The sequence below is a fragment of the Methylobacterium sp. DB0501 genome, assembly GCF_011043735.1.
In the GTDB taxonomy this organism is placed as follows: domain Bacteria; phylum Pseudomonadota; class Alphaproteobacteria; order Rhizobiales; family Beijerinckiaceae; genus Methylobacterium; species Methylobacterium alsaeris.
In genome coordinates this window covers 171,779-192,823 of the sequence record NZ_JAAKGV010000017.1, presented here as the reverse complement: position 1 = coordinate 192,823, position 21,045 = coordinate 171,779, and the positions used below count along the sequence as shown (strand labels likewise).

Sequence of the window (21,045 nt, the reverse complement as noted above, 5' to 3'; positions counted from 1 at the left end):
GCCACCGCGCGGGGCCGCTCTTGCTGCAGGGAAATGCCTGAAAATCGGGCGCAACTGCCTCGCCCAAGGCGCGTTGTTCCTGTCGAGCCGGTGTTTCGGCGCGATTTTTCACCCCGCGCGGTCCCCGATCCGCGCTCCGAGTCTCGTCGCTGTCCTTGCTGGAGCCGGGATTTTTCCCTGTTGGCGCGCCATGAAGCTGATTCCGAGCAATCACGCCGCGAGCTTCGGCCAGACGCATACCACTGCGTCATCGCTGGCGGATGCATTGCTGCTGGCCAAGCTCGGACACGACTTGCGGGCGATGTACACCACCGTCACCGACGAGCCGGTGCCGCAGGAACTCGACGCCCTGGTCGAGCGACTGTACGCGGTGCTGGGGGACGAGCCCCAAGGACAGCTTTAGAACACTGGCCGGGCCGCGGCAGGATTCCGGTTCTGTTCGCGATGCGGAGCGCGTGACTGTACCGCGGATGCGACAAGCCGTGCGAACGGGTCGGCCCCGCGCGATCACGCCTTGAGTGCGGGCGCGAAACAGTGTGGGGTGCGCGTCCCGACGCCAGACCCCCTGCCTCATGCCTTCGCTGACCCGCACCCGCCTCGCCCTTCCGCTCGCCCTCGCCCTCGCGGTGCTCGGCGGCGCGCCCGGCGCGGGGGCCGCCACGCCGCCCGCCCAGCCCAAGGAGGGGCCGGGCGGACAAGCCTACCTGGCCGCGACCGTGGTGAAGCGGGCCCTGGGCCGGGCCGGCGCGGTGACCCTGGCCTATTACGGCAACGGCGCCGCCCCCGCTCAGGGGAGGCCGGTGGCGGTGATGCTGCACGCCTGGGGCGCCGTGAACCCTCAGGCCTACGGCTCCTGGATCGAGCACCTCGCCCGCTCGGGCTACCTGGTGCTGTTCCCGCGCTTCCAGGAGGTGGGCCGCACCCGGCCGGTCGATGCGAGCACCATCGCGGCGAACCTCGTCAAGGACGCGCTCGCCGAGCTTGCCGGCGACCAGGAAGCCAAGCCCGATACGGGCCGGGTGGCGCTGATCGGCCACCTCGCCGGCGTGCCGCTGGCCGCCAACCTCGCGGCGCACGCGCGTGAGACCGGCCTGCCGGTGCCGCGGCTGATCTTCGGCGCGATGCCGGGCGGCATCGCCCGGGACGACAAGGCCCGCGGCATCGCGCTTCACGACCTCAACGCCATCGACCCCGCCACGCTGATCGTCACGGTGATCGGCGACCGCGACGCCCGGGCCGCCGACATCGCCGCCCGCCGGGTGATGCGTGAGGCGAGCGCGGTGCCGGTCGACCACAAGCTGATGGTCCGGGCGCTCTCGGACGATCACGGTTTCCCGGCGCTCTCCGCCACCCTGGCCTCGCCCGCCGGCGGAAACCCGGCCTACGACTTGGGCCAGATCAAGCTGCCCACCCCGGACCCGAAGCAGAAGCCGGCACCGTTCAAGTGGTCGGCCGACATGACCCTCACCGGCGAGCAGACCGTGCTGGTCGGGCAGATCAACGGCGCCGGCACGGACAGCCTCGATTACCTCGCCTACTGGAAGACCTTCGACCTCGCGGCCGCCGCGGCCTTCTCGGGCCAGACCGCCACGAGCCTGAAGAGCAACCCGCGCTTCATCGACATGGAGCGCTGGAGCGACGGCTGGCCGGTGCGCCGCCTCTCCGTCGAGACCCCGCGCCCGCCGGCCCCGGCAAAGCCCGCGGCGGCGAACGCGGCTCCGCCCGCGGCGCCCGGCAAGCCCGCGGCGAAGCCGGGCGCCCCGGCTCGGGGGCAGTGAGCGGGGGGTGAGCGCGGGACGGAGGACCTTGTCGCCCGGGTCGACGCTCCAGCGCCGTCATCCCGGGTCCCGGCTGCGCCGAGCCGCGGGATGACGTCGAGGGGAGAAATCCCGTCGACGAGATCACGATATGACGCGTCATAATCAACAAGACCGGAGGAACCCCATGAAGCTGTTCTACGCCAAGACCTCGCCCTTCGTCCGCAAGGTACTGGTCGTCGCCCACGAGCTGGGGCAGTTCGAGCGGATCGAGCTGCTGTCGGCGGCCGCCCACCCGATCAACCGGGACGCCACCATCCGGGCGCAGAACCCCCTCGCACAGGTGCCGACCCTCATCCTCGACGACGGTACGGCGTTGGCCGACAGCCGGGTGATCTGCGAGTATCTCGACCATCTGGGGCAGGGTGGGTTCTTCCCGGCCCCCGGCCCGGCCCGCTGGACGGCGCTCGCCGCGCAATCAACCGGCGACGGCCTGCTCGATGCGGCCCTGCTCTGCGTCTACGAGACCCGGGTGCGCCAGGAGGGCGAGCGCTCGCCGGCCTGGGTCGCCGGACAACGCGAGAAGATCGTCGACGCGCTCGGGCGGATCGACGCCGCGGCGCCCGGCTTCGGCGAGCGGGTCGACATCGCCACGATCACGTATGGCTGCGCCCTCGGTTACCTCGACCTGCGCCTGCCCGATCTCGGCTGGCGCGAGCGGGCGCCGGCGGCGGCGGAGTGGTACGCCACCTTCGGCGAGCGCCCGTCGATGCAGGCGACGCGGCCGGAATGAAGGACGGAACCGGCTGAAAGGATAGCTTGGCTTCACGCGGAGGATCGGACTGACTGACGGAGTTGGCGCGGCTCTTGCTCCGCCCGTTCCGTCCTCGACCGTGGGCCCTACGCCCGGGAACGACGTCTCATGAACGATTTCGTCGCGCTCCTCTCCGCCGCCCTGACCTTCTGCCTCGGCTATTGGGCCGCCGGCCTGGCGATCCGCCTGGCGGTCCGGTCCGGCCTCGGCCACGCTCATCTGGGGGAGGGCAGCCTCGCGCAGGTCGTCCTCGCGCTCGCACTCGCGCTCGCCGCCCGGCGGTGGATGCGGGGCGCGGCCGTCCAGGCCTGACCGGCGGGTCACGCCGGCCATCCATGCGGGCCGAGACTGGCGGCCCTGCTTTGCCGCCCGTTGCACGGACCCGGCATTTCTCGCGACTCTCCCGCGATCAGGGAGGCCGGGCCATGTCGACACGCCTGCTGAGGAAGATCGCGATCGTGTTCGGGGCGGGCTCCGCCGGGACCGGCTGGGGCAACGGCAAGGCCGTGGCCGTGGCTTTCGCCCGGGAGGGCGCCAAGGTGATCTGCGTCGACCGGGGGCTCGCCGCCGCCGAGGAGACGGCGCAGATCGTCGCCGAGGAGGGCAACGAGGCCGTGGCGCTCTGCGCCGACGTCACCGATTACGACGCGGTGGCGAAGGCGGTGGCCGCCGGCGAGGCCCGCTTCGGCCGCATCGACATCCTGCACAACAATGTCGGGCTGCCGGAGGCCGGCGGCCCGGAGGATCTCGACGAGGAGACCTGGCGCCGGGCGATCGAGGTCAATGTCGGCGGGGTCTGGCGCACCTGCAAGGCGGTGCTGCCGGGAATGCGGGCGCGGCGGTCCGGCGCGGTGGTCAACATCTCGTCGGTGGCGTCCGTGCGCTGGACCGGAGCGCCGGCCTTCGCCTACGCAGCCGCCAAGGCGGCGGTGAACCAGGCCACCGTCTCGGTGGCGATGCAGTATGCCCGCGACGGCATCCGCGCCAACGCGATCCTGCCGGGCCTGCTCGACACCACCCTCGCCGACGAGTGCCGCGGGGCCGGCACGCCCGAATCCGGCCGCGACCGCCGGGTGCCGCTCGGGCGCCTCGGCGAGGCCTGGGACATCGCGCACGCGGCCGTGTTCCTCGCCTCCGACGAGGCCCGCTTCATCACCGGCGTCTGCCTGCCTGTGGATGGCGGCCAGAGCTGCAGCATGGCGGCCCTGGCCTGAACCGCGCCGGTAGGGCCCCAGCCTGCGGAAACAATGTGGCCGAAGCGTTACAGCGCCGGACCAAGCGCACCCTGCCGCCAAGCTCGGCTTTCGGACCCGGGCGGCGAGGGTTAGTCTCTAGGGTATAACTGCGCGGCGTGATCCGGACGGGTCCGCCTCGCGCCGCCGGGAGTCGGCCTCCGGATTCCTCCAGACGGGGGTTCCGCGGAACCGGCTTCGCGCGATCCGGGAAAGCGACCGAATGCGGACGACACTCAGGGCTGCCTTGAACGCGCGGGCCGCCCGCCGCGTCGCGGCCATGGCGGGTTTGGTGGCGCTGGCGGGCTGCGCCACGCCGGTCCTGACCCAGACCGGCCTGCTGACGCGCTACGATCACCTGACATCGAGCGAGGCGACCGCCACCAAGTCGCGGATCTTCATCGACAAGGCGGCGATGGCCGGGGTGCGGACCGTCCGCATCATCCCGACCACCTTCACGGCGGCGGTCTCCGGCCCCGGGGTGACCGATCAGGAGCGCCGGGTCGTCGCCAACGCCGCCGACCGGGCGCTCTGCTACGAGCTGTCCCTGCGCTACGACGTGGTCTCGTCCGGCCCCGCCGATCTGACCGTGCGGGCGAGCATCACCCGGGCCGGCCTGACCAACGTGCCGGCCTCGGGCGTCGCGGTCGGCGCTTCGGCGGCGATCACCATCGCCGCGCAGGTCGGCGTCGGCTTCGCCGACACGATCGGCAAGGTGCCGGTGCCGCGCCTGCCGATCGGGCTCGGCGACCTCACGGTCGAGGCCGAGGCCCTGGATGCCCGCCGCCAGCAGCGCGCCGCGATGGTGTGGGCCGGGGGCGCCAACTCCTTCACCAACCAGGCCCGCTTCTCGCCCGTCGCCGACATCTACGACCTCGCCGGCGATTTCGGCCAGGATTTCGGCTCGTACCTCGCCACCGGCGAGGATCCGTTCGAGTCCGAGCTCACCATCCCGACCTACGAGCGCATCCGCGTGACGGCGCTCGGCGAGATGCCCCGCGACCCCGATTGCCAGGCCTTCGGCCGGGCGCCCGGCATCGACGGCATCATCGGCGATTCCTTCGGCCTGCCGCCGGACTGGACCGACAGGGGACCGACCGCCGGGCGCTGACGACGACGACCGGCTCGCCCGCGCCGACGACAAGGCCCGCCACGGAGAGGTGGCGGGCCTTTCGCGTTCGGCAATCCGCGGGGGCATCCGGCCCGCCAGAAGCGGGCCGGGCTCCCGGATCCTAGAAGTACGACTTCAGCGGGCCGCGCCGGCGCACATCGAGCGTGGCGCAGTGGAACGAGCCACCGAACGGACCGTAGGACAGGAACGGCGTCGGGATCGGGTCGAAGCCCCAGTCCTTGAGCGCCTTGATCAGCGTCGGCTGGCTCGCATCGACCACGATCTTCTTCTCGTCGATGGCGAGCACGTTGATCGAGGTCCAGGGCGAGCACATCGAGATCTTGCTCATGAAGCCCTCGACGGGGTCGGGGCGGGGCGCGATCAGCACGTCCCACTTCTTGAGCACCGCCGGCAGCTTCTCGACGTCGATGTAGTCGGGGTTGACCAGCACCTTGCCGGGGGCGAGGGGCATGAACGACGAATCGATGTGCATCGGCTGCGGGCAGCGGCTCTCGATCTCGTGGATGCGGAAACCCGGTCCGAGGTGGCGGCGCAGCCACTCGATGCCCATCAGGTTCGTGACGTTGGAGCGGGTCACGAACAGGTCGCGGCCGCAGCGCACGAAATCGGCCGCGTCGAAGACCGGCTCGAACTCGTTGACCGTGAACTGCATCGGCTCGCCGGCCTTCAGGTTCGGCACCCGGTAGTCGTAGTTGTAGAGGTCGTCGGTGAGCTGCGGCCGCGGCGCCGAGGTCCAGCGCGCGCCGGCCCGGAAGTATTCCTTGAACAGCGAGCGGTAGGCGTCGCCCTCGAAGTAGCGCGAGCGCCAGCACATCGGGCTCTCGATGATCTCGTCGCCGATCACCAGGTACGGATCGCGCGGGCAGGCGACGCAGAAGCCGCGCGAGGACCAGCGCGGCGCCTTGAACTTCTTCGAGAAGTCGACCGAATCCGGGCGGCGGATCTTCACGCCCTCGCCGGCCAGGATCTTGATGAAGCCGTCCAGCTCCTGCTGGGCCAGCTTCTTCATGAACTTCGGGTACTTCCAGCCGGAGGCGAGCCGGTAGAACGGCTGGGCGGCCCGCGGCAGGTTGAAGATCACCGTCAGGTGATGGGTCGGGATCGTGGCGCCGTCGAGCGAGCCGACGATCACCTCCTCGAGGGGATCCCACTCGTTCCAGGCCATGACCGGCGATTGTGGCGCGGGCGCCCGGCCGGCGCCGCCTTCCCCGAAGGAGGTCAAGTCGTGTGCGGCCAAGTTGTGCGCGGCAGTGTCGAGCGCGCCGCGCTCGGCCTCGAAGGTCGTCTCCCGATCCATGCCTCGTCCATCCCCTGACGGCCGTCGCGAGCGGCCTTCTCTCGCGCGCATCCGAGCCTCGCCGACCGGGTCCGGTGGGCAAGGAAGCTGCGCCATAACATAAGCTTGCGGCGATGCTTGAGTGGGCTCGCCGGGCCGGTGGAACATGCCGGTTTCGCCGGCACTGTGTCCGGGCGGTGATAGACAGCGCCCACCAAAGCTGCAACGTGCCGGGATGCAACGGCAGTGCTTTGTTTCACCTCCGTTGCCGGAATGGCGCGCCTCCGGGGTCGCTGCCGCTGCGACAGAAAGAGGGTCATGAAGCGACTGACGACACTGGGCCTGATCGCCGGCCTGTGCACCGTGATCGGCCTGTTCGTCTCCTCGGGGCCGGAGGCAGTCGCGGCGGCCCTGTGGGCGTCCGGCTGGGGCGCGGTACTGGTCGTCGTCGCGCGCTTCGTGGCCGTGGCCTGGGCGGGCCTCGGCTGGTGGGTGGTGTTTCCCCGCGGCGAGAGGCCGCTGCTGCGCGCCTGCGTCAGCGTGCGCTTCGTGCGCGAGGGCATCAACACGCTGCTCCCCGTGGCGCAGGTCGGCGGCGACCTGATCGGCGCACGCCTCCTCGCACAGCACCGGGTCCCGGGCGCGCTCTCGGGCGCCTCCACGCTCGTCGACCTGATGGTGCAGGCGCTCACCCAGTTCCTGTTCACGCTGGCCGGCCTCGGCATCCTGGTGGCCCTCGGCGGCGACGGGCCGATCGTCCACTATGTGGGCCTGGGCCTCGTCGTGGCGGCGCCGGCGCTCGTGGCCTTCTATCTGGTGCAGCGCCGCTTCGGGCAGAGCCTGCTCCAGGCTGCGATCAACCGTTTCGCCGGCGGGCGCGAATGGCGGATCTTCGGCGCGGTCGACGTGCTGTTCGAGCGCCTGCGCGGCCTCTACGCCGCCCGCGGCCGCATTCTCACCGCCATCGGCACGCATCTGCTCGGCTGGGTCATCGGCACCTTCGAGGTCTGGATCGCGCTGCGCTTCATGGGCTACGAGGTCGGCTTCCTCGAGGCGATCGTGATCGAGAGCCTGGCGCAGGCCGTGCGCGGCGCCGCCTTCGCGGTGCCGGGCGCGCTCGGCGCCCAGGAGGGCGGCCTGATCGCGCTCTGCGCGGTGTTCGGCATCCCGGCCGAGGCGGCGCTCGCCCTATCGCTGATCAAGCGGCTCGCCGACCTCGCGGTCGGCCTGCCGAGCCTGATGCTCTGGCACGCGATGGAAGACGGCAACGCCGAACAAAGCCGTCGTCCGGTCGCCGGGCTCGGCGCGGCCCTGCGGGCGTATATCCGCCCGCGCAGTCCCCACTTGCGCCCGGCTCACGAGCCCGCCTTCGGCTACGCCGCGGCGCCCGCTGACGGCAAAGGAGAGTGACCTGGTGCAGACCCGACGCGACATCCTGCGCAGCCTGACGATCGCCGGCCTCGTGCCGGCCGCGCTGCCGGCGCTCGCTCAATCCCCCGCCCCGGCGGGCGGGGAGGGCGACCCGGCGGTCGCCACCGTGCGGCGCATGACCGACGCCCTCGAGGCGGCGCTGAAGGCCGGCACCGTGCGCGAGCGGGCCGAGATCCTGTCCGGCCCGATGCAGCAGACCTTCGACCTGCCGGCGATGCTGCGCCTCGGCGTCGGCACCCGCTGGAAGGACATCCCGGCCGAGAAGCAGCAGGAGCTGATCGCGGCCTTCGGTCCCTACCTGGCGGCGACCTACGCCACCCGGCTCGGCGCCGCCAGCGGCAGCACCTTCGCCATCGACCCGAAGAGCGAGGCCCGCGGCCAGGGGCGCATCGTGCACGTCACGGTGACCGACGGCAGCGGCGACACCTCCCCGGTCGACTACGTGCTGAACGCCGAGAACCGCATCACCGACGTCTTCCTCCAGGGCACGGTCAGCGAGGCCGGCACCCTGCGCACCGGCTTCTCGGAGCCGCTGCAGGAGGGCGGGGCCGACGCCCTGCTCGCCCACCTGAAGAAATCGACCGAGACGATGCTCGCGGCCCCGGCCCCGAAGGCCAAACCCTGACATCCGCGGTCCGGCGGCCCCCGGGGGCCGTCGGCCGATGCCGGCGGCCGCCCGATCCTCCGACGGATCCCCGACCGGCCGCCGGACGGCCTCACCACCACAAGACAGCCCGCCGCGCATAGCGCCGCCAACTCTCCTCCCAGGGATCGCCCCTCGCCATGGAATGGACCTGGATCTCCGCCCTGCTGCTCGTCCTGGCGCTCGCCGGATGCGTCTACGGCCTGACGACCGCCTGGCTCGCCGGGCGTCTCGCCCGCCGCCCGGTGCCGCGGCTCGCCCCCGATGCCGTCCGTCCGTCGGTGACGCTGCTCAAGCCGCTCTGCGGCGACGAGCCGAACCTGCACGCCAACCTCACCACCTTCTGCAGCCAGGCCTATGCGGGCGCCGTGCAGGTGATCTTCGGCGTCCAGACCGCCGCCGACCCGGCGATCGCCGTGGTGCACCGGCTCCAGGCCGAGCACCCGTCCTTGCGCATCGACCTCGTGATCGACGCCCGCCAGCACGGCGCGAACCGCAAGGTCTCGAACCTGATCAACATGGGCGGCCTGATCGCCCACGAGGTCGTGGTGCTGGCCGACAGCGACATGGTGGTGGCGCCCGACTACCTGGAACGCCTCGTCGCCGAGCTGGCCCAGCCGGGCGTCGCCGGCGTCACCTGCCTCTACCATGGCGTCCCGGCCAATCGCGGCGTGTGGGCCCACCTCTCGGCGCTCGCCATCGACACGCAGTTCCTGCCCAACGTGCTGATGGGCACGTCCCTGGGCCTCGCCGATCCGTGCTTCGGCTCGACGATCGCGTTCCGCACCGAGCTGCTCGCGCGCATCGGCGGCTTCGAGGCGATCCGCAACGACCTCGCCGACGATTACGCCCTCGGGGCGGCTTTGCGGGCGCAGGGCGGCCTCGTGGCGATCCCGAGCTTCACCATCGGGCACACCTGCGTCGACACCTCGCTCGCCGGCCTGTGGCGGCACGAGACCCGCTGGAACCGCACCATCCGCAACCTCGATCCGGTCGGCTATGCCGGCACGCTCGTCACCCACGCGGTGCCGCTGGCGCTGATCGCGGCGTTGCTGCCGGATGCCGGGGTTTACACGCTCGCCACCGCGGCCCTCGCGCTCGCCTGCCGGATCGTGCTGTGCGCGCGGATCGAGCGGGCCTTCGGCCTCGAGCCGCACCCGTACTGGCTGTTGCCGATTCGTGACGTCCTGTCCTTCGCCGGCTTCGCCTGGTGCTTCGTCTCCGGCGCCGTGACTTGGAAAGGTCATGATTATCGGGTCGTTGCGGACGGCACGCTGATCCCGGAACCCGGCCTCGCCCGCGAGTCCGGCGCTCCCTCGACTTGAAAACTCATCGGGCCGCCAAGCGGCCCCACCGGCCGCGTCCGCGGCCTCCTCTCCTCAAGAGACGATCCTCCCGATGATGCGGACCCTCTTCCTCCAGGCCCCCACCTTCGACGGCTTCGACGGCGGCGCCGGCTCGCGCTACCAGGCCAAGCGCGAGATCAAGTCGTTCTGGTACCCGACCTGGCTCGCCCAGCCGGCCGCCCTGGTGCCGAACTCCAAGCTGATCGATGCGCCGCCGCACGACATCAAGCTGCCGGAGATCGTGGCCCAGGCCAACGATTTCGACCTCGTGGTGCTGCACACCTCGGTGCCGTCGTTCAAGTCGGACGTGAAGACCATCGAGGCGCTGAAGGCCGCCAACCCGAAGCTGATCGCCGGCCTGATCGGCGCCAAGGTCGCGGTGGACGCCGCCGGCTCGATGGCCCAGGCCCCGGTGGTCGATTTCTGCGCCCGCAACGAGTTCGACTTCACCGTCAAGGAGGTCGCCGACGGCGTGCCGATGGCGGAAATCAAGGGTCTCTCCTACCGCAACGCCGACGGTGTCGTGGTCCATAACCCGGACCGCGAGATCATGACCGACATGGACCAGCTGCCGTTCGTGACCTCGGTCTACAAGCGCGACCTGGAGATGGAGAAGTACTTCATCGGCTACCTCAAGCACCCCTACATCTCGTTCTATTCGGGCCGGGGCTGCAAGTCGCGCTGCACCTTCTGCCTGTGGCCGCAGACGGTCGGCGGCCATACCTACCGCACCCGCTCGGTCGCGCACGTGATCGAGGAGATCAAGTACTGCCTGAAGGAGTTCCCGCAGACCAAGGAATTCTTCTTCGACGACGACACCTTCACCGACAACCTGCCCCGCGCGGAAGAAATCGCCCGCGAGCTGGGCAAGCTCGGCGTGACCTGGTCGTGCAACGCCAAGGCCAACGTGCCGCGCGAGACCCTGAAGGTCCTGAAGGAGAACGGCCTGCGCCTACTGCTGGTCGGCTACGAGTCGGGCAACCAGCAGATCCTGCACAACATCAAGAAGGGCATGCGGGTCGAGGTCGCGGAGAAGTTCACGCAGGATTGCCACGATCTCGGCATCGCCATCCACGGCACCTTCATCCTCGGTCTGCCGGGCGAGACCAGGGAGACGATCCAGGAGACGATCGCCTTCGCCAAGCGGATCAACCCGCACACCATCCAAGTCTCGCTCGCCGCGCCCTATCCGGGCACCTTCCTGTACAAGCAGGCGGTCGAGAACGGTTGGCTCGACAAGGACAACGCCGAGCTGGTGGACGAGAACGGCGTGCAGATCGCCCCGCTGCACTACCCGCACCTGTCCCACACCGAGATCTTCAACTCGGTGGAGGAGTTCTACAAGAAGTTCTACTTCCGCGCCCCGAAGATCGCCTCGATCGTCAGCGAGATGGTGCGCTCGCCCGACATGATGAAGCGGCGCCTGCGCGAGGGCGTCGAGTTCTGGCACTTCCTGCGCGAGCGCCAGGGCGTCGCCAAGAAGGCGGCGTAATCGCTGCAGAACCGTTCCCCGCTTGAGAGCGGGCGCGAGCCTCCCCGTCCGGCCGGACGGGGAGGCTCTTTCGCGTCAAGAGACCGAGCATGAGCACATCTGAGACCGCCAAGCGCCTCGTCGTCACCTCGGACGATTTCGGCCTCTCGACCGAGGTCAACGCGGCGGTGGAGCAGGCCCACCGCGAGGGCATCCTGACGGCGGCGAGCCTGATGGTCTCGGCACCCGGCGCCGCCGATGCGGTGGCCCGCGCCCGCGCCCTGCCGTCCCTGCGGGTGGGCCTCCACCTCGTGATGGTCGAGGCCTGGCCGACCCTGCCGGCTGCCGACCTGCCCGACCTCACCGACGGCGCCGGGCTTTTGCGGGCCGACCAGGCGAAGCTCGGGCTCGACCTGGCGCTGAACGTCCGCGCGCGGCGCCAGCTGGCAGCCGAGATCCGGGCGCAGTTCGAGGCGTTTCGCGCGACGGGGCTGCCCCTCGACCACGTCAACGCGCACAAGCACTTCCACATCCACCCGATCATCGCCGGGATGGTTCTCCGCATCGGGCGCGACTACGGGATGCGGGCGATCCGGGTGCCGCGGGAATCGCGCGAGGCGTTGCGCCGCGCCGAGCCCGGGGCACGCCTCAGCCTTGCCCTCGACACCGCACCCTGGGCGGCCCTGCTGCGCGCCCGGGCCCGGCGCGCCGGCCTCCTGACCCCGGACGGGGTTCTCGGCCTCGCCTGGTCGGGGGCGATGACGCCGGCCCGGGTCGAGGGCCTGCTGCGTCACCTGCCGGACGGGCTGACCGAGCTCTACCTGCACCCGGCCACCGCGGGCGGCTTCCCGGGCGAGGCGCCGGGCTATGCCTACGCGGCGGAGCTGGCCGCCCTCGTGGCGCCCGGGAGCCGGGCGGCGCTGGCGGCATCGGGCGCGGCGACCGGCGGATTCTCGGATTTCGCTCGCTGAGTCGCCACCGGCTCGGGTACCGATGGGGCAGGGCCGGGCACGCGGCCCGCTCTCCGGGAGCCTCCGCCCATGCGCCGCGCCAAGACCTCGTCCCGGACCCTCAAGTCCTCGACCCGGGCCCTGAAACACGCGGGCCTCGGCGCCTGCCTCGCGCTCGCCCTGACCGCGCCGGCGCAGGCGGCCGAGGTCACGCTTCTGACCACCGGTGCCTACAAGCCCGTGGCGGCGGCGCTGGTGCCGGCTTTCGAGCGACGCACGGGCCACCGCGTCGCCATCCGCAACGAGACGGCAGGCGCCGTAGCGCAGGCGATCCGCGACGGGACGCGGGCCGACCTCGTGGTGCTCACCCCGGGCGGCCTCGACGCGCTGATCCGCGACGGCCGCCTCTCCGGGGCGCCTCCGGTGCCGCTCGCCAAGGTCGGGATCGGCGTCGCCATCCGCGACGGGGCGTCCGTGCCCGACATCGCCACGGTAGACGGCTTCCGCGCGGCGCTGCTGCGGGCGCGAAGCGTGGCGATGGTCGATCCCGCATCCGGCGGATCGAGCGGGATCTACCTCGCGGGCCTCTTCGAGCGCCTCGGCATCGCCGATCGGATGAAGGCCAAGCTCGTCCTGGTGCGCGGCGGCCTGGCCGCGTCGCGCCTCGTCACGGGCGAGGCGGATCTCGCCCTCCAGCAGACGAGCGAGCTGCTGGTCGTCGAGGGGGCACGCCTCGTCGGCCCGATCCCGGCGGAGCTACAGAACGAGACGATTTATGCCGGGATCGTCCCGGCGGGCGCGGCGGAGGCCGAGGCCGCGTCGGCGCTCCTGCGGGACCTCGCCGGTCCCGGGGCCGCGCCGGTCCTCTCCGAAAAGGGCATGGCGCCGCCCGGCCCGTGAGGCGCTGGCGGACCCACCACACTTTTCCCCGCCGCCCCCTCCTTGAAACCGTACCCGCGACCCCGCATGTAAATGTCGTTCACATTCACATCCTGCGGGAGATCGTGACGTGTCGTATTCCTCTGCCCCCTGGTCGAGCGGCCGCGCCTGCCGCAATGGCCCGTTCCCGCGCCGCTCGCTCGAGATCGGCGCGATCGTCATCGGTTTCATCTATGCGTGGCCGTTGGCCGCGGCCTACGTGGTGTGGAAGCTCATGGGATATCCGGCCCTGAACGAGATGAAGTCCTTCGCCGAACGGTCCTTCCGCACTGGGTTCCCGGGCTTCTCGGGCTTCGGCGCGGCCCGCCACGACAGCGGCAACTGGGCCTTCGAGGAGTATCGCCGCAAGGAGATCGAGCGTCTCGAAGAGGAGCGCCGCCGCCTCGAGGAGGAGAGCCGCGCCTTCACCGAGTTCGTGGACGAGCTCAAGCGCGCCCGCGACCGCGAGCAGTTCGACGCCTTCATGGCCCGCCGCCGCGCCGGCTCGAACTACTGACGCGGGGGTCCCGCTGCCCGGTCGATGGGCGGCGGGCGCCTTCCGCTTGAGCTTGACGGGCCGAATCGCCCGGGTCTACGCTCCACCAAGTCAAGCACTCGACAGGCTCTCCGCGGCCCCCGCGGGGAGCCTTCTCCGTTGAAGGACGGCGCGGCCGCATGACCAGTTCCAACCGCTCGACGCATATCCGGCTCACCTCGCATCCGGAGCCGGGCGCCGCCCGCTGGCCGATCCGCTGGGGCGCCGCCGACCCGCGCGAGCGGGGGCCGATCATCGGCACCGTGACCAACCCGGCCGACCGCAACGTGATCGGGGCCAATGGCGGGGCCTATTCGCTCTACCGGGCGCTCGCCATCGCCGGCCGGGCGATGAATCCGCTCGCGCGGCCGGACCTCACCAACACCCATCCGGTGGTCGAAATCGGCCCGCACCCGCAATGGGCCGACCCGGACAGGATCGTCTCGCTCGACCCCTGGGGCCATAAGCCCGGCGAGGTGTTTCGCGATGCGATCACCACCGGCACCGACATCCGGCCGACCATCGCGGTCACCAAGGCGCGGCTGAGCCTGCCGGAGATCCTGGCGGCGATGGGCGCCCATCGGCTGGCCGCCGACGGCACGGTGCTGCACACCACCGGCGACATCTCGGTCACCAAGATCGCGGTCGATCCGGTCTGGTACCTGCCCGGCGTCGCCGCCCGCTTCGGCACCAGCGAGACGGCGTTGCGCCGCACCCTGTTCGAGCAGACCGGCGGCATGTTCCCCGAGCTCGTCACGCGCCCCGACCTCCAGGTCTTCCTGCCGCCGATCGGCGGCTGCACCGTCTACGTGATGGGCGACGTGGCCGGCCTGTCCGATCCGCGCCGGCGCATCGCCTGCCGCGTCCACGACGAGTGCAACGGCTCGGACGTGTTCGGCTCCGACATCTGCACCTGCCGGCCCTACCTCACCCACGGCATCGAGGAATGCGTGCGCGAGGCGCAAGCCGGCGGCACCGGCGTCATCGTCTACAACCGCAAGGAGGGGCGGGCTCTCGGCGAGGTGACCAAGTTCCTGGTCTACAACGCCCGCAAGCGCCAGGAGGGGGGCGATTCCGCCGCCACCTATTTCGAGCGCACCGAATGCGTCGCCGGGGTGCAGGATGCCCGCTTCCAGCAGCTGATGCCGGACGTGCTGCACTGGCTCGGCATCCGCCGCATCGACCGGCTGATGTCGATGTCGAACATGAAGTACGACGCCATCACCGGATCGGGCATCGAGGTCGGCGAGCGGGTGCCGATCCCGCCGGAGCTGATCCCGCCGGATGCCTCGGTGGAGATGGAAGCCAAGAAGGCGGCAGGCTATTACGCGCCCGACGGCACCGCCGAACACCTCGACGCCGTGAAGGGCCGCGACCTCGAGCGGTTCTGACATCGCCGACGGTCGCGCGAACGATTCCTGGAGATGCCCGTGCCTGAGTTTTCGACCGCCCGCAGCCTGCTCTCGGCCCGGGCGGTGCGCGCCCGCGCCGAGACCCTGCTCCAGGCCGGGCTCGACGGGCGGCTCGACCATTTCGTGGTCGATCTCGACCGTCTGGGTCCTTGCGCCGACGCGGTGGTCGAGACCATCCGCGAAGCCTATCCGGACCTCGCCATCCCCTACCATGCCCGCTGGCGCCACTTCTCGGTCGGCGGGTTCGAGCGCTGGGGCTCCCTCGTCCATGCCGCGCCCTTCGAGGACCCGGCGGAGCAGGCCCGTGCCGCCTTCGACCTCGTGGTGGTGAGCGTGCTCCTCGATGCCGGCGCCGGCCCGACCTGGCGCTACGAGGAGGGCCGCACCGGCGAGACCTATGCCCGCTCCGAGGGGCTGGCGGTGGCGAGCTTCGACATGTTCGTGTCCGGGCTGTTTTCCTCCGCGCCCGAGGACCCGTTCCGCGCCGATGCCCGCGCCCTGGCGAGCCTGACCGAAGCCGAGCTCGCCGACGGCTTCCAGGTCTCGCCGACCAACCCCCTCGTCGGCCTGTCCGGCCGCACCGCGCTCCTCAACCGCCTCGGCCAGGTCGCGGCGGCCGATCCCGAGGGCTTCGGGCCGGATGCCCGGCCCGGCTTCCTGTTCGACCGCATCAAGGCGAGGGCCAAGGACGGCGAGGTGGCGGCCGAGACGGTGCTGGAGGTGCTGCTGACCCATCTCGGGCCGATCTGGCCCGGGCGCATCGTCCTCGACGGCGTCGATCTGGGGGATACCTGGCGCCATCCGCTCGCCGGCGGGGCCGGGCCGGCGGAGGGGCTGGTGCCGTTCCACAAGCTGTCGCAGTGGCTGGCCTATTCGCTGCTCGAGCCGCTGGAGGAGGCGGGCCTGACCGTCACCGGCCTCGATGCGCTGACCGGCCTGCCCGAATACCGCAACGGCGGCCTGTTCCTCGATACCGGGGTGCTGGCGCTTCGCCGGCCCGAGGAGGCCAGGCAGGCCCACGCCGTCGATTCGCGCCTCGTCGTCGAGTGGCGGGCGCTTACCGTGGCGCTCCTCGACCGGCTGGCGCCCCTGGTGCGCGAGCGGCTCGAGATCGAGGATCCGGCCGAGCTGCCGCTCGCCAAGGTGCTGGAGGGCGGCACCTGGGCCACCGGCCGGCGCCTGGCCAAGTCCTTGCGGCCGGAGGGCGCGCCGCCGCTGGCGATCGCGAGCGACGGCACGGTATTCTGAGTTCAAGTCGAGTGCGCGAGGCGAGTGCGCCAGTCGCGTGCGATCGTGCGAGTGGGTTCGTGACCAAGGAGACGGCGATGCAGGGTGCGGGTGCGCGCGGGGAGACGGGGGTGGCGCCGGTGACGGTGGTCGATCACCCGCTGGTGCAGCACAAGTTGACCCTGATGCGGGACAAGGCCCGCTCCACCAAGGGCTTCCGCCAGCTCCTGAACGAGATCGGGATGCTGCTCGCCTACGAGGTCACCCGCGACCTGCCGCTGGAGCCGGTCGAGATCGAGACCCCGATGGTCAAGATGCAGGGTTCGCAGATCGCCGGCAAGAAGCTCGTCCTGGCACCGATCCTGCGCGCCGGCGTCGGCTTCCTCGACGGGATGCTGTCGCTCCTGCCCTCGGCCCGCGTCGCCCATGTCGGGCTCTACCGCGATCCGGACTCGCTCGAAGCGGTGGAATACTACTTCAAGGCCCCGTCCGACCTCGCCGACCGCACCGTGCTGGTCCTCGATCCGATGCTGGCGACGGCGAACTCGGCCGTCGCCGCGGTCGACCGGCTGAAGGAGCGCGGCGCCCGCGACCTGCGCTTCGTCTGCCTGCTCGCCGCGCCGGAAGGGATCGCCAAGTTCCAGGGCGCGCATCCCGACGTCCCGGTCTGGACCGCGGCGATTGACAGCCATCTGAACGAGCACGGCTACATCCTGCCGGGCCTCGGGGATGCCGGCGACCGGATGTACGGGACGCGCTGACCCCTTGCCGGTCGCGCCGCCCCGCGGCAGGTAAGGGGCCACACCCCGGCAACACGGAGCCACCCCATGCCGTCGATCCCCGCCACCATGCGCCAAGTCCGCTTCAACGGGGCCGGCGGGCCGGAGGTGATCGGGATCGAGACCGTGCCGGTGCCGCGCCCGGGGCCGGGCCAGGTGCTGGTGGAGGTCGTGGCGGCCGGCGTGAACCGGCCCGATTGCCAGCAGCGCGCCGGCAAGTACCCGCCGCCGCCCGGCGCCACCGAGGTGCCGGGGCTGGAGATCGCCGGCCGCATCGTCGCCCTGGGCGAGGGCGTCGCGGATCTCGCCGAGGGCCAGGAGGTCTGCGCGCTGACGATCAGCGGCGGCTATGCCGAGTACTGCCTCGCCGACGCGTCGCTGTGCCTGCCGAAGCCCGGCCCGCTCTCGCTCGTCGAGGCGGCGGGCCTGCCGGAGAATTACTGGACGGTCTGGACCAACGTGTTCGAGCGCGGCCGCCTGCAGAAGGGCGAGCGCTTCCTGGTCCATGGCGGGTCGAGCGGCATCGGCTCGACGGCGATCCAGCTCGCGAAGCAGTTCGGCGCCACGGTCTACGCCACCGCCGGCTCGGCGGAGAAATGCGCCTTCTGCGAATCCCTCGGCGCCGACCACGCCATCAACTACCGCGAGGCCGACTTCGCCGCGGAGGTGAAGCGCCTGACCGACGGCAAGGGCGTCGACGTGATCCTCGACATGGTGGGCGCCGCCTATCTCGAGCGGAACGTGAAGTCGCTGGCGCTGGAAGGGCGGCTCGTCATCATCGCCTTCCTGCAGGGCTTCATGGCGGAGAACCTCAACCTGACCCCGGTGATGATCCGGCGCCTCACCGTGACCGGCTCGACCTTGCGCCCCCGCACCGTCGCCCAGAAGGCCGCCATCGCCGACGGCCTGCGCCGGGAGGTCTGGCCGCTGCTGGAGGCCGGGACCGTCAAGCCGGTGATCCACGCCACTTTCCAGCTGGACGAGGCGCGGGCCGCGCACGAGCTGATGGAATCGAGCGCCCATCTCGGCAAGATCATGCTGCTGACCGGCAAGTAGAGCCGGACCGGGAGCGCCCGCGACATCCGGGCGTGCGAGGAACCTCGGCCGATCGGTGACGTTGGCACCACGACACCGATCATCGCCCGGCCTATCCGCCGGGCCCGCAAGCGAGGTTCCCCATGGATCCCAACCGCACCGTCGAGACCCCGACCGCGGCCCGCCAGGGCGCGAAGGGCCGCCCCGTCCTCTACGTGCTGCTCGGCAGTCTCGCCCTCCTGGCGATCGCCATGGTCGGCTTGCTGAGCTGGAACGGCGCCAACTCGCCCAAGGACTACGCCAGCCAGAGCCAGGATGCCTCGCGCCAGCAGATCACCGGCTCGGCCAATGGCAGCGGCGGTACGTCGTCGTCCAACAGCGCAGCCGTGCCGGCCGGCAACCCGGCCTATCCGAGCCCGGCGGAGCCGAAGTCGACCGGCTCGACCAACGCGAAGTAAGGGTCAACGTCCGATGCGCGAAGGGCCGCTTCTCGGGAGGGAAGCGGCCCTTCGCCGTTCCGGACCCCCGATCGGCACGGGAATGTGATCCCCGCCGGCATCGCGCTGTTCGTAGGGTGTCGGGAGGTTGCCAGGGTGGAGCCGTCGCGATGCGACGCTTGATGAAGTTCCTTCACACGATGGGAGCCGTCGGGCTGATGGGCGCGATGGCGTCCCTGGTCGTGATGCTGGGTGTGGTTCCACCGCCATCTTCGGCACTCGCCGGCTACGCCCTGATGCGCGGGGCGATGGCGGCTGTGGCGACCTGGGTGTTCCTGCCGTCGCTGGCCCTGATGCTGGTGGCGGGCCTCTTGGCGATCGCGCTCAACCGGGCGTTCCAGAACGCCGGCTGGGCCTGGGTGAAGCTCGCCACCGGCGTGCTGATGTTCGAATACGGTTTCGTCGGCGTCCAGGGACCGATGCAGCTCGAGGCCGACCGCGCGGTAGCCGCACTGCTCGGCCGCGTCGATCCGGCAACATTGGCCGGGTCGCTCGGAGCCGAGCGCGGGACCTTGTGGGTGCTGCTGGCGATCGCGACGCTGAACGTGGGCTTAGGGGTCTGGCGACCGCGCATCATGCGGCGGCCGCAAGCCCGGGCCGAGGCGGTGCCTCAACGGGTCGGCACCGGCTCCGCGCCGCGGTAATCGTAGAAGCCGCGCTTGGTCTTGCGGCCGAGCCAGCCGGCCTCGACGTATTTCACCAGGAGCGGGCAGGGGCGGTATTTCGAATCGGCCAGGCCCTCGTAGAGCACCTGCATGATCGACAGGCAGGTATCGAGGCCGATGAAGTCGGCGAGCTGGAGCGGGCCCATCGGGTGGTTGGCGCCGAGCCGCATCGCGGTGTCGATCGAATCGACCGAGCCGACGCCCTCGTAGAGGGTGTAGATCGCCTCGTTGATCATCGGCAGCAGGATGCGGTTGACGATGAAGGCCGGGAAGTCCTCCGACACCGTCACGATCTTGCCGAGGCGCTTCACGAAGGCCTTGGCCGATTCGTAGGTCGGATCCTCGGTGGCGATGCCGCGGATCAGCTCGACGAGCTGCATCACCGGCACCGGGTTCATGAAGTGGATGCCGATGAAGCGCTCGGGCCGGTCGGTCGAGGCGGCGAGCCGGGTGATCGAGATCGACGAGGTGTTGGTCGCCACCATCGTCTCGGGCCGCAGCGACGGACACAACGCGCTGAAGATGCTGCGCTTGATCGCCTCGTCCTCGGTGGCCGCCTCGATCACGAGGTCGCAAGGGCCGAAATCGTCGAACGAATCGACCGCGATGATGTGCTCGATCGCGTCGCGGCGCTGGCCCTCGGTGATCGCGCCCTTCGAGACCTGGCGCTGCAGGTTGCCGTTGACGGTGGCCAGCCCGTTCTTCAGGCGCTCGGGATCGCGGTCGTTCATCCGCACGTCGAGCCCGGCCAGGGAGCAGACATGGGCGATGCCGCTGCCCATCTGACCGGCCCCGATGATGCCGACCGTCTTGATCTCGATGCCCATCACACCCTGCCTTCTCGCCGCGCCGATCCCCGAGCGTTCCTACCATCGCGGCTTCGCAGATGCGAAGGGTTCCAGCGAAGCCCGGCCCTTTGTGCCGCTCCCCGCGCGCCGCGCAGGGAGCGATGGTCCTTACCGGTCGCCGTCAGCCCTTGGCCTTGGCGATTTCCTGCTGGAGGTCCGGCACGACCTGGAAGAGGTCGCCGACCAGGCCGTAATCGGCGACCTGGAAGATCGGCGCTTCCTCGTCCTTGTTGATGGCGACGATGACCTTCGAGTCCTTCATGCCGGCGAGGTGCTGGATCGCCCCCGAGATGCCGACCGCGACGTAGAGGTCCGGCGCCACGACCTTGCCGGTCTGGCCGACCTGCCAGTCGTTCGGGGCGTAGCCGGCATCCACCGCCGCGCGCGACGCGCCGACCGCGGCTCCGAGCGAGTCGGCCAGCGGCTCGATCAGCTCCTTGAACTTGTCGGCCGATCCGAGCGAGCGGCCGCCCGACACGATGATCCGGGCACCCGCCAGCTCAGGACGGTCGGACTTGGCGATCTCCTCGCCCTTGAACGACGACTTCGCCTCGGGGGCGGCCGCCGCGGGCGCGGCCTCGACGGGAGCGGCTGCGCTGCCCTCGGGCGTCGCCTGGAAGGCGGCGGTGCGCACCGTGATCACCCGCTTGGCGTCGGTCGCCTGCACGGTCTGGATCGCGTTGCCGGCGTAGATCGGCCGCTCGAAGGTGTCGGGGCCGACCACCTTGATGATGTCCGAGATCTGGGCGACGTCGAGGAGGGCGGCGACGCGCGGCAGCACGTTCTTGCCCTCGGTCGAGGCGGCGGCGATCACGGTGTCGTAGGCGCCGGCCAGCCCCGCCACCAGGGCGGCGGTCGGCTCGGCGAGGAGGTGGTCGTAGGCGGCGTCGGAGGCCACCAGCACCTTCTCGACCCCGTCGAGCTTGGCGGCGGCCTCGGCCGCGCCCTGCGCGTCGGCGCCGACCACGAGGGCGTGGACCGGAGCGCCCAGTTGCTTGGCCGCCGTCAAGGCCTTGGTGCTGGCGTCCTTCACGGCGCCGCCGGCATGCTCGACCAGCAGGAGGGTGGTCATGGCGT

General features: G+C 71.0%; 22 protein-coding genes. 19 read left to right on the top strand and 3 right to left on the bottom strand.

Annotated elements, in window-relative coordinates:
• Positions 1-190: 190 nt before the first annotated feature.
• The 6 genes from G4G93_RS23875 (at position 191) to G4G93_RS23850 (ending at position 4,914) form a co-directional block, all read left to right on the top strand.
• Entirely contained in the window at positions 191-403 is a 213-nt protein-coding gene (locus G4G93_RS23875) for a NepR family anti-sigma factor (protein WP_165087916.1), read from the top strand.
• A gap of 169 nt (positions 404-572) precedes the next feature.
• Complete coding sequence (locus G4G93_RS23870) at positions 573-1,778, top strand: alpha/beta hydrolase (RefSeq protein ID WP_165087914.1); 1,206 nt, start codon at positions 573-575, stop codon at positions 1,776-1,778.
• 166 nt (positions 1,779-1,944) lie between these two features.
• Complete coding sequence (locus tag G4G93_RS23865; protein ID WP_165087911.1) at positions 1,945-2,550, top strand: glutathione S-transferase family protein; 606 nt, start codon at positions 1,945-1,947, stop codon at positions 2,548-2,550.
• Positions 2,551-2,679: 129 nt separating this feature from the next.
• Positions 2,680-2,883 (top strand): hypothetical protein, encoded by a 204-nt coding sequence (locus G4G93_RS23860; protein WP_165087908.1) that lies wholly within the window; start codon positions 2,680-2,682, stop codon positions 2,881-2,883.
• 113 nt (positions 2,884-2,996) lie between these two features.
• Positions 2,997-3,785 (top strand): SDR family NAD(P)-dependent oxidoreductase, encoded by a 789-nt coding sequence (locus tag G4G93_RS23855; protein WP_165087905.1) that lies wholly within the window; start codon positions 2,997-2,999, stop codon positions 3,783-3,785.
• 241 nt (positions 3,786-4,026) lie between these two features.
• Complete coding sequence (locus G4G93_RS23850; RefSeq protein ID WP_165087903.1) at positions 4,027-4,914, top strand: DUF3313 domain-containing protein; 888 nt, start codon at positions 4,027-4,029, stop codon at positions 4,912-4,914.
• A 121-nt stretch (positions 4,915-5,035) separates the two neighbouring features.
• On the opposite strand, the gene G4G93_RS23845 is transcribed toward G4G93_RS23850, so the two are convergent.
• Positions 5,036-6,100, bottom strand: a complete 1,065-nt coding sequence (locus G4G93_RS23845) for an amidinotransferase (RefSeq protein WP_246736979.1) — start codon at positions 6,098-6,100, stop codon at positions 5,036-5,038.
• Between the two features lie 429 nt (positions 6,101-6,529).
• On the opposite strand from G4G93_RS23845, the gene G4G93_RS23840 reads away from it, so the two are divergent.
• From G4G93_RS23840 to G4G93_RS23780, 13 genes are all read left to right on the top strand, one after another.
• Positions 6,530-7,621: a lysylphosphatidylglycerol synthase domain-containing protein gene (locus tag G4G93_RS23840; protein WP_165087897.1), complete on the top strand. Its 1,092-nt coding sequence runs from the start codon at positions 6,530-6,532 to the stop codon at positions 7,619-7,621.
• Positions 7,622-7,625: 4 nt separating this feature from the next.
• The gene (locus G4G93_RS23835; RefSeq protein ID WP_312892247.1) at positions 7,626-8,267 is read left to right on the top strand and encodes an ABC transporter substrate-binding protein; all 642 of its coding nucleotides are present in this window, start codon (positions 7,626-7,628) and stop codon (positions 8,265-8,267) included.
• 158 nt (positions 8,268-8,425) lie between these two features.
• The gene (gene hpnI, locus G4G93_RS23830) at positions 8,426-9,610 is read left to right on the top strand and encodes a bacteriohopanetetrol glucosamine biosynthesis glycosyltransferase HpnI (RefSeq protein WP_165087894.1); all 1,185 of its coding nucleotides are present in this window, start codon (positions 8,426-8,428) and stop codon (positions 9,608-9,610) included.
• Between the two features lie 76 nt (positions 9,611-9,686).
• Positions 9,687-11,123: a hopanoid biosynthesis associated radical SAM protein HpnJ gene (gene hpnJ, locus G4G93_RS23825; RefSeq protein WP_165087977.1), complete on the top strand. Its 1,437-nt coding sequence runs from the start codon at positions 9,687-9,689 to the stop codon at positions 11,121-11,123.
• 89 nt (positions 11,124-11,212) lie between these two features.
• On the top strand, positions 11,213-12,073 hold the full coding sequence (hpnK, locus tag G4G93_RS23820) for a hopanoid biosynthesis-associated protein HpnK (RefSeq protein WP_165087891.1): 861 nt from the start codon (positions 11,213-11,215) through the stop codon (positions 12,071-12,073).
• A 69-nt stretch (positions 12,074-12,142) separates the two neighbouring features.
• Positions 12,143-12,952 (top strand): molybdate ABC transporter substrate-binding protein, encoded by an 810-nt coding sequence (locus G4G93_RS23815; protein WP_165087888.1) that lies wholly within the window; start codon positions 12,143-12,145, stop codon positions 12,950-12,952.
• A gap of 109 nt (positions 12,953-13,061) precedes the next feature.
• On the top strand, positions 13,062-13,487 hold the full coding sequence (locus tag G4G93_RS23810) for a DUF2852 domain-containing protein (protein WP_165087884.1): 426 nt from the start codon (positions 13,062-13,064) through the stop codon (positions 13,485-13,487).
• 158 nt (positions 13,488-13,645) lie between these two features.
• Complete coding sequence (locus tag G4G93_RS23805; RefSeq protein WP_165087881.1) at positions 13,646-14,896, top strand: GTP cyclohydrolase II; 1,251 nt, start codon at positions 13,646-13,648, stop codon at positions 14,894-14,896.
• A 39-nt stretch (positions 14,897-14,935) separates the two neighbouring features.
• Positions 14,936-16,165 (top strand): URC4/urg3 family protein, encoded by a 1,230-nt coding sequence (locus tag G4G93_RS23800; protein WP_312892246.1) that lies wholly within the window; start codon positions 14,936-14,938, stop codon positions 16,163-16,165.
• 77 nt (positions 16,166-16,242) lie between these two features.
• Positions 16,243-16,905, top strand: coding sequence for a uracil phosphoribosyltransferase (gene upp / locus G4G93_RS23795; protein WP_165087974.1), 663 nt, complete (start codon positions 16,243-16,245; stop codon positions 16,903-16,905).
• Positions 16,906-16,971: 66 nt separating this feature from the next.
• Positions 16,972-17,979, top strand: a complete 1,008-nt coding sequence (locus G4G93_RS23790) for an NAD(P)H-quinone oxidoreductase (RefSeq protein WP_165087876.1) — start codon at positions 16,972-16,974, stop codon at positions 17,977-17,979.
• Between the two features lie 122 nt (positions 17,980-18,101).
• Entirely contained in the window at positions 18,102-18,416 is a 315-nt protein-coding gene (locus G4G93_RS23785) for a hypothetical protein (RefSeq protein WP_165087873.1), read from the top strand.
• Between the two features lie 149 nt (positions 18,417-18,565).
• A complete protein-coding gene (locus tag G4G93_RS23780; RefSeq protein ID WP_165087870.1) occupies positions 18,566-19,099 on the top strand; it encodes a hypothetical protein in 534 nt (177 codons plus the stop codon).
• Here the strand turns inward: G4G93_RS23780 and G4G93_RS23775 are convergent.
• Together G4G93_RS23775 and G4G93_RS23770 are read right to left on the bottom strand one after the other, a co-directional pair.
• Positions 19,066-19,947 carry a 3-hydroxybutyryl-CoA dehydrogenase gene (locus tag G4G93_RS23775; RefSeq protein ID WP_165087867.1) on the bottom strand — a complete coding sequence of 294 codons (882 nt, stop codon included), beginning with the start codon at positions 19,945-19,947 and terminating at the stop codon, positions 19,066-19,068. The genes G4G93_RS23780 and G4G93_RS23775 overlap by 34 nt on opposite strands.
• A 142-nt stretch (positions 19,948-20,089) precedes the next feature.
• On the bottom strand, positions 20,090-21,040 hold the full coding sequence (locus G4G93_RS23770; RefSeq protein ID WP_165087865.1) for an electron transfer flavoprotein subunit alpha/FixB family protein: 951 nt from the start codon (positions 21,038-21,040) through the stop codon (positions 20,090-20,092).
• Between the last annotated feature and the right edge of the window lie 5 nt (positions 21,041-21,045).